General features: G+C 71.8%; 8 protein-coding genes. 2 read left to right on the top strand and 6 right to left on the bottom strand.

From position 1 onward, the window contains the following. Positions 1–135: 135 nt before the first annotated feature. The 4 genes from YWY_RS0102170 to YWY_RS0102155 form a co-directional block, all read right to left on the bottom strand. The gene (locus YWY_RS0102170) at positions 136–1665 is read right to left on the bottom strand and encodes a serine/threonine-protein kinase (RefSeq protein WP_156899071.1); all 1530 of its coding nucleotides are present in this window, start codon (positions 1663–1665) and stop codon (positions 136–138) included. Between the two features lie 122 nt (positions 1666–1787). Then, positions 1788–3551 (bottom strand): metallophosphoesterase family protein, encoded by a 1764-nt coding sequence (locus YWY_RS19810; protein ID WP_038044241.1) that lies wholly within the window; start codon positions 3549–3551, stop codon positions 1788–1790. 128 nt (positions 3552–3679) lie between these two features. Next, positions 3680–5248, bottom strand: coding sequence for an alpha/beta hydrolase (locus YWY_RS0102160; RefSeq protein WP_038044325.1), 1569 nt, complete (start codon positions 5246–5248; stop codon positions 3680–3682). Between the two features lie 56 nt (positions 5249–5304). After that, positions 5305–6066 carry a pyrimidine reductase family protein gene (locus YWY_RS0102155; protein WP_028846274.1) on the bottom strand — a complete coding sequence of 254 codons (762 nt, stop codon included), beginning with the start codon at positions 6064–6066 and terminating at the stop codon, positions 5305–5307. A gap of 62 nt (positions 6067–6128) precedes the next feature. On the opposite strand from YWY_RS0102155, the gene zapE reads away from it, so the two are divergent. Then, positions 6129–7154: a cell division protein ZapE gene (gene zapE, locus YWY_RS0102150; RefSeq protein ID WP_028846273.1), complete on the top strand. Its 1026-nt coding sequence runs from the start codon at positions 6129–6131 to the stop codon at positions 7152–7154. On the opposite strand, the gene YWY_RS19805 is transcribed toward zapE, so the two are convergent. Together YWY_RS19805 and rocD are read right to left on the bottom strand one after the other, a co-directional pair. Beyond that, complete coding sequence (locus tag YWY_RS19805; protein ID WP_051309509.1) at positions 7114–7686, bottom strand: phosphatase PAP2 family protein; 573 nt, start codon at positions 7684–7686, stop codon at positions 7114–7116. The genes zapE and YWY_RS19805 overlap by 41 nt on opposite strands. Before the next feature lie 24 nt (positions 7687–7710). Beyond that, a complete protein-coding gene (gene rocD / locus YWY_RS0102140; RefSeq protein WP_038044240.1) occupies positions 7711–8949 on the bottom strand; it encodes an ornithine--oxo-acid transaminase in 1239 nt (412 codons plus the stop codon). Positions 8950–9103: 154 nt separating this feature from the next. On the opposite strand from rocD, the gene YWY_RS0102135 reads away from it, so the two are divergent. Further along, a complete protein-coding gene (locus YWY_RS0102135) occupies positions 9104–11203 on the top strand; it encodes a S9 family peptidase (RefSeq protein WP_028846271.1) in 2100 nt (699 codons plus the stop codon). Positions 11204–11286: the final 83 nt, after the last annotated feature.

The following is an 11286-nucleotide window of genomic DNA, read 5'->3' as shown; positions in this document are numbered from 1 at the left end:
TGGGCGGGCTGCTGGTCTGGTGTGTGCCGGTTGGGTGTGGGGGCTGCTCGTGTGGGCGGGCTGCTGGTCTGGTGTGTGCCGGTTGGGTGTGGGGGGCCGCTCACGTGGGCCGGCTGCCGGATCGTGCGCGACCGGTCACCGGGTGCCCGAGTCCACGCGCAGCTGGTTGCCCTGCCGGATCACCCGGACCTTGCGCTTCGTGGTCATCTCGGTGCCGTCGTTCAGATAGGTGACGTCGATGGAGATCGTCACCGAACCGTCGGGGTTCTGCTCGCCCCTGGCGTTGTTGGACCACACCTGGTCGTACTGCGACCAGTACTTCCGGAACTTCGCTTCGCTGCCGTACTCCTGCTTGGCCTCCTCGCTGAGCATCTGCCACGACTTGGCCATGCCTGCAGGGAACGTGTAGAAGTCCACCACCAGGTTGCCCGCCTCGGAGAAACCGATCGGGCCGCCGGAGGCGTCGTGGCCGCCCTGCTTGGGCTGGCTCGACGACGGCGCGGGCTGCGACGTCTGGCTGCTGGCCGGGGGCTTGTCACCCTGCGCCTGCTGGCCGTTGCCGTCCAGCCAGAACACGAACCCGGCCACGACGGCCGCCACCACGAGCAGTGCCGCGGCGACGAGCACGGCCAGCCTGCCGGACTTCGATCGGCCGCCCTTCCCGCCCTTGTCCGGGCGCTTCGGCTGCGTGGCGGGCGGGCGGTGCGGGCCTGCCGCCGGGAACACGGCCGTGCCGGGGTGCTGGTCACCACCGGTGCGCTGGCTGGGGCTTGCGTTGTCGCGGTGACTCGGTGGGGGAGCGGGCGGCAGCGCGGGCATGGTGGCGGGCGGCGCCTCCGGCGCGCCGACGCTGGAGGCCACCTGGGCAAGGCGGCGGGCCGCCTCCGCCATCGTGATGCGCTCGGCGGCTTCCGGCCGCAGCATGGACATCAGCAGCGCGGTGGCCTTGCCCGCCTGCATCGGGGGCTGGATCTTGCCGCTGGCCGCGGTGTGCAGCAACGCCAGCTGGTTCGGGTTGTCGCCGTACGGGCAGTGGCCCTCGATCGCGTGATAGAGCGTCGCACCCAGCGCGAACACGTCCGACGCGGGTGCCGGGTCCGCGCCACGGGCCAGCTCGGGGGCCAGGTAGGCCGGGGTACCGCCGACCAGCCCGGTGGCGGTCAGCGTCATGTCGCCCTGGGCACGGGAGATACCGAAGTCGGTGAGCTTGGCCACCCCGGAGTCGTCGATCAGGATGTTGCCCGGCTTGACGTCGCGGTGCACGATGCCCGCCTTGTGTGCGGCGTGCAGTGCGCGGGCCACCTGCTCGCCGATGCGCGCGACCTCCGGCACCGGGAGGGTGCCGCGCTCGGTGATCAGCTGCGCCAGGCTCTTGGACTCCAGGTACTCCATCACCAGGCACGGGTCGCCCTCGTGCTCGGTGATGTCGAACACCATGATGGCGTTCGGGTGCTGCAGGCGGGCGGCGTTCTTGGCTTCGCGCATGGCCCGCGCGTGCAGCTCGGCCCGGTCGGCGGGCGACATGCCGTGCTGGCCGATCACCCGCTTGACCGCTACCGGACGCTCCAGACGCTCGTCGATGGCGCGCCAGACCACGCCCATGGCACCGGCGCCGATGTATTCGACGAGTCGGTAGTACCCAGCGACAAGTTGCCCGGCTTCGATGGCGAATTCTCCTTGGCGCGACGACGAGACGTGCAGGCGATTGGTGCCCCCCGACGACGCTTCGAGTGTACTGACCCCGGGGCGTGGCGGTGGCAGCGTGTCGGCCTCCCCGGCCGGGCGGCCTACCGGTTCGGCTCGTCGCGGGGCGTCACCACCACGGGGTCCTCGATCAGCTGCGGGCGCAGCTGGACGCCGTGTGGCCGCAGCAGCGGGTCCCCCGGCGCGCCGTCCGGGTCGGCCACCCACCGCCTGCACACCTTTTCCACCTTGATCGGGTAGATGCGCAGCGTGCCGTCGGCGGCGATGTGCATGCGCAGGAAGCCTTTGTGATCCTCGATGCTCTGGCCGGCCATCAGCTCGTTGAGGTTGATGCCGAACCGGCTGGCGATCATCAAATACACCGCGACGACCTCGCTGTGCACCAGGCCGAGCACGGTGGGCAGGCCGACCAGGATGACGACGAACGACACCCAGTTGCTCAGCACGTCGTCCGGGATGACGTCGCGGTACAGCTCGGTGATCAGCAGGCCCCACGCCAGGCTCAGCCCGAGATGGACCGCGGCGTGAGCGACGCCGAAGACGGTTCCGCGTAGTCGCGACGTGCGCAGATCGAGCCGGGCGAAGGCGACCCAGCCGACGACGACCAGGACGGCGAGCAGCACGGCGGGTGTCCAGCTGGCCACCAGGGCGAAGAACCCGCGCGGCCGGTCGCCGAACGGTCCGGCCAGCCCGTACAGCACGGCCAGCACGATCAGCGACTGGATGATGCCGGCGACACCCCAGAACCCGGGGTTGCGGAACGGCAGTCGCAGGATGCCTGCGGCGAAGCGCCGGGACTGGCGCTTCTCCGGATACCGGGCGGCCAGATCGTACCGGGTGCTCGGCCCCGCCGCCCTGATCCGCGTGGTCGGTGGCGGCAGCACCACCGACTCCGGCAGCTCGTCGGTGGTGGTGAGGTAGCCGCCGCCCAGGCCGCAGGTGACCTCCTGCCTGCCGCCGCCACGCTCGGCGTACCGGGAGTAGTGATGCTTGTCCCCGGACAGCATGACCCGGATGGTCGCCCCGGCGGGCCGCACGATGGTCGTGTCGAAGTACTCGATGGTGTCCCAGGCCTCCGCTCCGCGGGACGTGTGCGCGTCGACCCACGACGGGGACGGCGTGCACAGGATTACCGAGTCGCCTTCCCGCAGCTGCTTGGCGGCCTCGGTGAAGTACGCCAGCTGCGGCGCGTCGATGTGGTCGTCGAACTGTGTGTCCAGCGCGAACAGCCACCACCGCTGGGGCAGCTGGATGGCGAAGTAGCTGCGGGTCTGCGCGGTGTCCCAGCCGCCGAACGGCCTGCCCTGGGCGAACACGCGAAGAAACGCGGTCAGGCCGTCGTACCAGTCGTGGTTGCCGGGCAGCGCGTACAGGGTCGGGCGCTTGCCGTCCACGTGCGGCAGCGCTGCGGCGTAGACGCCCTTGGTGCGGTTCCGGTACGCGGTCACGGACGCGGCCGGGTACACCTGGTCTCCGCCCATGATCAGCATCTCGCCGCGGGGGAGTTTGCCTGCCGAGGGAACGTCGAGCTCGTCGGCGGCGAGCAGGCTCGCGACAGTGTAGGTCGCGTTGAACCCGTCGCCGAGGTCGGCGACGAAGTCGAACCACACCTCCCCGGTCTCGTCGTCCCCGTGCCGGTAGACGCGGGCGGGCAGGCTGCCTTGCAGTTCCCGCTTGTCGGCGTAGGCACCGAAGATCGTGGCCAGCAGCGCCTTGACGCCGGTGGCCACCAGGACCCCGGGTGCCAGCCACCGCACTGCGGGTTGCGGAGTGAAACCGAGTTCGGCGGGGGTGATCTCCCGCGGGCGCTCGGCCTGGGCTGGGGTATCGGCTCCTCGTGCGGACACGAGAGCGCATGGTAGCGATCAAGCACGCGGCCCGGGCCAGGCCGACGGGAGGGTGACGACGCATCGCGATCAAGCGGACGAACCGGACGCGTTCCGGCTGCTGCCGTGGACACTGGTGGCGCCTGCCGTCACGCCGGGCACACGACGTTGCTGTTCGGGACCTTGCCGTCGAGCAGGAAGTCGGTGACGTTCTTGGTCACGCAGTCCGACCGGCCGATCGCCCCGTGGCCGGCACCCTCCCAGGAGACCTTGCGCGCCCCGGCCAGCTGGTCGGCGGTACGCGAGGTGCCCTTCTCCGGGGTGACCGGATCCGCCGCGGTGGCGATCAGCAGGGTGGGCGGGATGCCCGGGGTGTGCAAGCCGGGCGGTTTCTCGGTCGGGACCGGCCATTGGCTGCACCACAGCAGCCGCTGCGCGATCAGCCCGCCGAACGTGGGGTACTTCTCCCGCCACGACGCGGCCAGCTGCACGATCCGCTCGGTCGGCAGCCGGGTCGTGGTGTCGTTGCAGATGGTGGTCAACGTGGCATCGATCGTCGGTGGCGCCTCGCCGGAGGGCTCCAGCACGGGCCGCACCAGCCGGACCAGCCGGGCCGGGCTCCCGTCGGCGGCGTCGTCGATGGCCCTGGCCAGGTGCGGCCAGCCATCCGGATCGCGCAGCCCGAGCCAGGCCGCGTACAGCACCATCGCCGGCCCGACCTGGATGCCGTCCACCTCGGCCGGGTCGTGTCGTGCCCGGTCGACGGCCTTGGCCAGCGCCGACGACGGGTCCGACCCGAGCGGGCAGTCCGAACGGCTCGCGCAGTCGTCGCCGAAGGCGCGCAACGTCGCTTCCGCGGCGGCGGCGAGGTCGGCCAGCGTGGCGGTGGCATCCGTTGCCGGGTCCGGTGTCCCGTCGAAGACGAACCGGCCGACGGACTGCGGGTGGGCGTTGGCATAGGCGATGAGCACCCGGGAACCCTCACCGCGAGCGATGGCGTGCAGCTTCGGCACGCCGACCGTCCGGCGCACTTCCTCCAGGTCCTCGGCGGTGTGCCTGGCGTCGTAGACGGTTTGCTCGTTGCCCAGCGCGATCGAGCATTCCTGACCGGACTTGCGGACCGCCTCCACCAGCGGCTCCGGGTCGGAGCTGTCCGGGTCGAGCCCGAGCAGGCCGTGCCGGGCGTAGCGGGGGATGCAGTCGATCGGGTTCGACCGGCCGGTGCCGCGGCGATCGACGCCGACCAGGGCCACCTGCTGCAGCAGGCGGTCGGGCAGCCGGCCAGCCAGCTCGGCCGCCAGCTCGCTGCCTGGCGGGCCGTCCACGTCGCCGACGACCACCACCGGCACCCGCCGGCCGAGATCACCCTTGCCGACGCGCATGAGCGCCACCTCGTGCTCGGGGCCGCGGTGGTCCAGCGACGGGCCCACGACGGTGGAGCATTCCACGGTCAGGCCGCGTGCGGCGGGCGGCAGGCGGTCGGTGACGCTCGGCAGGCACTCCGGCCAGTCCCGCCACCCGATGGCGTTCGGTGGCGGGGCACCCAGCGGTGGCAGCGGGGCGGGGCCCTGCTCGTCGGATGCGGTGTCCTCGCCGGGGGTGTCCTGGATCAGCACGGCGGGGCGTTCGGACGGGCCGACGGTGCATCCGGCGGTAAGCAGCGCGGCCAGTGCGCTGGTCAGCGCGCCGGTGATGCGCGTGCGCCGGGAAACCCTCACCACCACTCCCTTCGGCTCACCACCCCCAGTGTGCGCAGCGCCCGGTGAGACTCCGGTCAAGCACGCCGGTAGCGCAGCATCAGGAAGCCGTCCGCGGTCAGCACCGAGGCCAGCCGCAGCGAACGCGGCGGGCCGGTCATGGCCGGGCCGCTCACGATGCGCTCCGCGCCGGCTCCCGCCAGCAGCGGCGACACGGTCAGGCAGAGCTGGTCGACGAGGTCCGCGGCGACCATGGCGCCGAGCAGCCGCGGGCCGCCTTCGCAGTCGATCCGGTAGAGCCCACGGTCGCCGAGGGCCCGCACCGCGGATGGGAGGTCGACGCTGTCCTCGCCCACGACGACGACGTCCGCCCCCGCGTCGGCCAGTCCGTCGCGGCGCTCGGCCGGCGCGGCGGCGCAGGTCAGCACGATCGGGGGCACCATGGTGTCGGTCAGCAGCGGGGACTGCGGGGACAGCGAGCAGCGGTTGGTCACCACCGCGATCGGCGGCAGCGGCGACAGCCCCCGTGCCTGGCGCCGGGACGTGCGCAGTTCCCGGGGTTTGATCCCGGCGTAGCGCTCCGCCTGTGCCGTTCCCGCTCCGACCAGCACCACGTCGGCCAGGTCCCGGCCAAGGGCGAACACCCGCTTGTCGGCGGGATGCGACAAGCCCGCGGACCGGCCGTCGACCGCGGCCGCCCCGTCGGCCGAGCTGACCATGTTCGCCTGCACCCAGGGCTCGGTCAGCTCCGGCGGATAGTCGTAGAGGCGTTCCAGGTCGGCGTCGGTCACTGCGGTGGGCTCACCGTCGGTCGGCCACAGCGCGTACACGATGCCCAGTTCATCACATCCGGCCCGGCTGACTCCGGGGACGGGGCGTCCGGCCAAGTAGGGTGTGATCCATGCCGGCGTCCCTCGTCGATCGCTTCCCCGAGGTCGAACCAGCGGAGCTGGTCGCGGGGCTGGTGCCACCGCCTCGGTTCGACGCGGTGCGCTTCGACACCTACGTGCCCAACCCGGCCGAGCCGACCCAGGCGGCCGCGGTGGCTGCCGCGCGGGCGTTCGCCGAGCAGATCGGCGCAGGCGGGGGCGGGCGGAAGTCCCGCTGGCGCAGCCTGTTCGGCGGGCGGAAGGGCGGGCCGCAGCCGAGCAAGGGCCGGTACTTCGACGGCGGGTTCGGGGTCGGCAAGACCCACCTGCTCGCCTCGTTGTGGCACGCGGTTCCCGGCCCGAAGGCGTACGGCACGTTCGTCGAGATCACCAATCTGGTCGGGGCGCTCGGGTTCGCCGAGACCGTGCGACGGCTCTCCGGGTACACCTTGCTCGCCGTCGACGAGTTCGAGCTGGACGACCCGGGCGACACCATGCTGATGACCCGGCTGCTGTCCGAGCTGATGGACACCGGGGTGGCCGTGGCGGCCACGTCGAACACGCTGCCGGACAAACTCGGCGAAGGCCGCTTCGCCGCGGAGGACTTCCTGCGCGAGATCCACTCGCTGGCCGCGCGGTTCGAGGTGATCCGGGTGGACGGGCCGGACTACCGGCACCGCGGCCTGCCGGAGCCGCCCGAGCCGATGTCCGACGACGAACTCGTCGCGGCGGCCAACGCGCGCCCCGGCGCGACCCTGGACGAGTTCGGCAAGTTGTGCGAGCACCTGGCGGCCGTGCATCCGGCCCGCTACGGGCACCTGGTGGACGGGGTGTCCGCGGTGTTCGTGCAAGGGGTGCGCCCGGTGGACGACCAGGCCATCGCGCTGCGGCTGGTCGCGCTCGCCGACCGGCTCTACGACCGCGCCATCCCGGTCGCGGTCAGCGGCCAGGACGTCAGCAAGATCTTCCCCGAGGACATGCTCGCGGGCGGCTACCGCAAGAAGTACCTGCGTGCCATCAGCCGGTTGACGGCGTTGGCGCGAGACGCCGCCGAGTGACGTGGCCGATCACCACGACGCCCACGCCGACGGCGCAGCCGCCGACGATGTCGAACGGGTAGTGGTAGCCGGCCGCCACCATGCCGATCCCGGCCGCGACGACGAGCACCATCCCGACGCCTGCGCTGACCGCCCTGGCCACCCCCGGCCGGGTCAACAGCACCAAAAGCGCGCACACGGCCGCCAGGCTCGCGGTGTGCCCGCTGGGGTACTCCAGCGTGCCCGCGGACAGCGCCCGGAACACCGGTTTGAGCACCGCGGTGGTCGACAGCACCGCAACGAGCGGTGCCGTGGCCGCGAGCAGCGCGGCAGGACGGTCGCGGCCGAGCATGCACAGCACCACCACGACCACGACGACGGGCACCAGGACCACCGGCTCGGAGGGCAGCACGAGGTGACCGAGCACCTCGGGCTGCCCGTCGAACCACAGCGCCGCGTCCCGCTGCCAGGCGACGTCGATCGGCCACGGCCGCCGCCGCGCCAGTCCCAGCGCCAGGGCGGCAAGCAGCGCCAGCGGCCCGATGATCAGCACACCGGGAGGATAGGGCCTTCGGTGTCAGCGGCCGACCACCGCGGCCAGGGCGTCCAGGCCCTGGTCCAGCTCCTCGCGGGTGATGACCAGCGGGGGAGCGATGCGCAGCGTGGCGCCGTGCGTCTCCTTGCACAGCACGCCACGGCCGGCCAGCCGCTCGCAGGCTTCGCGCCCGGTCATGCCGTCGATGTCCACCCCGGCCCACAGGCCACGGCCACGCACCGCGGTCAGCCCGTTGCCGACCAGCTCGGTCAGCCGGTCGTGCAGGTGCTTGCCGAGTTCGGCGGACCGCTGCTGGAACTCGCCGGTGCGCAGCAGCCGCACGACGGCGCGGCCGACCGCGCACGCCAGCGGGTTGCCGCCGAACGTCGACCCGTGCTCACCGGGACGCAGCACGCCGAGCACGTCTCGGCTGCCGACGACCGCCGACACCGGCACGATCCCGCCGCCCAGGGCCTTGCCCAGCGTGTACAGGTCGGCGCGCACGTTCTCGTGGTCCAGCGCCAGCACCTTTCCGGTGCGGGCCAGGCCGGACTGGATCTCGTCGGCGATCAGCAGCGCGCCGTGCTCGTCGCACAGCCGCCGGACGGCGGCCAGGTAGCCCGCCGGTGGCACGATCACGCCTGCCTCGCCCTGGATCGGCTCCAGCAGGACCGCGGCGGTGTGCTCGGTGATCGCTTTCCGGAGCGCTTCGGCGTCGCCGTAGGGCACGATGGTGAAGCCCGGCGTGTAGGGGCCGTAGTCGGCTCGCGCGGTCTCGTCGTCGGAGAACGACACGATCGTGGTGGTCCGGCCGTGGAAGTTGGCACCGGCGACGACGATGTCCGCCTTGCCCTGCGGCACGCCCTTGACCCGGTACGCCCACTTGCGGGCGACCTTGATGGCGGACTCGACCGCCTCGGCGCCGGAGTTCATCGGCAGCACCATCTCGGTGCCGGTGAGCTCGGCCAGCTCCTGGCAGAACGCGCCCAGCTGGTCGTGGTGGAACGCCCTGGAGGTGAGGGTGACCCGGTTCAGCTGCCGGGTGGCGGCCGCGATCAGCTCGGGGTGCCGGTGGCCGAAGTTCAGCGCCGAGTAGCCGGCCAGGAAGTCCAGGTACCGTTTGCCGTCCACATCGGTGACCCACGCGCCTTCGCCCTCGGCGATCACGACCGGCAACGGGTGGTAGTTGTGGGTCGACCATCGCTCGTCGGCCGCGATGAAGTCGCGGCTGGTCACGGCGGGGCGAGTCAGGCTGGGGGAAGTGGGAACCGTCGTGGTCATACCGCCAGGTTAAGGCAGCATATGTGCGGCAATCATCCGCACAACGTTGCTCATTGCGGTTGTTTGTTGCACAGTTGACCACCTCGGCAATCGATTCGTTGCATCGTGTGATGCGGTGCCGGGTGGCGGGACCGGGCGTGGCACAGTGCACGGTGTGACGAGTGGTGTGACGACTGACCGGCAAGACCTGCCGTTTCTCCGCAAGCTGGCCCGTACCCAACGCTTCACCCTCGGTGCGCCGAGGGAGTTCGCGATCTCACCGGACGCCTCGCGCGTGCTGTTCCTGCGCAGTGCCGACGGGTACGACAAGAAGCACAGCTTGTGGTCGCTGGACCTGACCACCGGCACCGAGTCCGTTCTGGTCGACGCGAACGCGTTGCTGCCGGGGGAGGAGGACCTGCCGCCCGAGGAACGGGCCCGGCGCGAGCGGGCTCGGGAGACCGGCGGCGGTGTCATGCGCTACGCCGTGGACTCCGGGCACACCACGGTCGCGTTCTCGCTGGCAGGCAAGCTCTACACGGTCGACCTGGCCTCCGGCGAGGTGTCGCTCCGGGTCGACGGCGCGGCGGTCGATCCGCGGCTGAGCCCCGACGGCAGTCACGTCGCGTACGTGGTGGGTGGCGCCCTGTGGGTCGTGGATCTCGCCTCCGGGACCGACTCGGTGCTGGCCGACGAGCCGGACGACGACGTCACCTGGGGGCTCGCCGAGTTCATCGCGGCCGAGGAAATGCGGCGATCCCGCGGCTACTGGTGGGCCCCGGACGGCAGCGCCATCCTCGCGCAACGAACCGACACCAGCGGGGTCCAGCGCTGGCACATCGCCGACCCGGCCGATCCGGGCACACAGCCGACCTCGATGGCCTACCCCGCGTCGGGCACGCCCAATGCGCGGGTGTCGCTGGCCTTCCTCCGCCTGGACGGGTCCAGAGTGGACGTCGACCTGGGGGACTGGGAGTACCTGGCCGCCGTGCACTGGTCGGCGGGCGGCCCGCCGCTGGTGACCGTGCAGACCAGGGATCAACGCCGTACCGACGTGCTGGCGGTGGACCCGGAAACCGGCGCGACCAGGCAGCTGTACAGCGACACCGACGAGGCCTGGGTCGAGCTGGTCACCGGAGTGCCCGCGTGGACCGAGGACGGCCGGCTGGTGCGTGTCGTCGTCTCCGACGACGCATACCGGCTGATGATCGACGACGAGCTGGTGACCGATCCGTCGCTGCAAGTCCGGTCGGTGGTGCACGTCGGGCGCGAGGTGCTGTTCACCGCGTCCGCCGGCGATCCCACGCAGATTCACGTCTACCGCACCGACCAGGGCTCCGTTCGCCGGCTGTCGACGGTCGACGGTGTGACGGTGGCGGCGGGGCGCGCCGAGGCGTGCGTGCTGTCCGCATGGTCGCTTGATCACGCCGGTCCGCGGGTGAGCGTGGTTCGTGACGGGCACGACCCGGTGCCGATCGGCGTGCACACCGCCGATCCCGGCATCGAGCCGAGGCCGAAGATGATGACGGCCGGAAAGCGGCGGCTCCGCGTCGCCTTGCTGTTCCCCACCGGCTATCGGCCGAGCGACGGCCCGCTTCCGGTGCTGCTCGACCCGTACGGCGGTCCGCACGCGCAGCGGGTGCTCGCCACGCGCAACGCGTTCCTGACACCGCAGTGGCTGGCCGACCAGGGATTCGCCGTGCTGGTGGCCGACGGCCGGGGAAGTCCTGGCCGCGGCCCGGCGTGGGAGAAGGAGATCGCGGGTCGCTGCGCCGAGGTCAGCCTGAACGACCAGGTGGACGCGCTGCTGGCGGTGGCCGCCGACCATCCGGAGCTGGACTTGTCGCGGGTGGCGATCCGCGGCTGGTCCTACGGCGGCTACCTGGCTGCGCTGGCCGTGCTGCGCAGGCCGGACGTGTTCCATGCGGCAGTGGCGGGGGCGCCGGTGACCGACTGGAAGCTGTACGACACCCACTACACCGAGCGCTACCTGGGGCATCCGGACGAGAACCCGGAGGCGTACCGGGCCAACTCGTTGATCGACGACGCGCCGAACCTGAGCAGGCCGCTGATGATCGTGCACGGCATGGCCGACGACAACGTCTTCGTGGCGCATGCGCTCCGGCTGTCCCAGGCGCTGCTCAAGGCGGGCAAGCCGCACGAGTTCGTTCCCTTGGTGGCGACCACGCACATGACCCCAGCGGACGAGGACGTCGCGGAGAACCTGCTCCGTCTCCAGGTGGACTGGCTCCACGAGCAGCTGGGCGGCAAGTAGGCCGCAGCAGCGGCAGTCGGATCGGCAAGAACGGTCGGTCGAGCTCGCTCACCGCAACGCGACCGGGCCGACGGCCCTCGACG

It is taken from the genome of Thermocrispum agreste DSM 44070, assembly GCF_000427905.1.
Lineage (GTDB): Bacteria > Actinomycetota > Actinomycetes > Mycobacteriales > Pseudonocardiaceae > Thermocrispum > Thermocrispum agreste.
This window is presented reverse-complemented; position numbering and strand designations above follow the sequence as displayed.

Excerpts from the sequence above, each read along its gene's own strand:
- zapE (WP_028846273.1), top strand. The coding sequence starts at position 6,129 with ATGCCGGCGTCCCTCGTCGATCGCTTCCCCGAGGTCGAACCAGCGGAG.
- rocD (WP_038044240.1), bottom strand. The coding sequence starts at position 8,949 with ATGACCACGACGGTTCCCACTTCCCCCAGCCTGACTCGCCCCGCCGTG.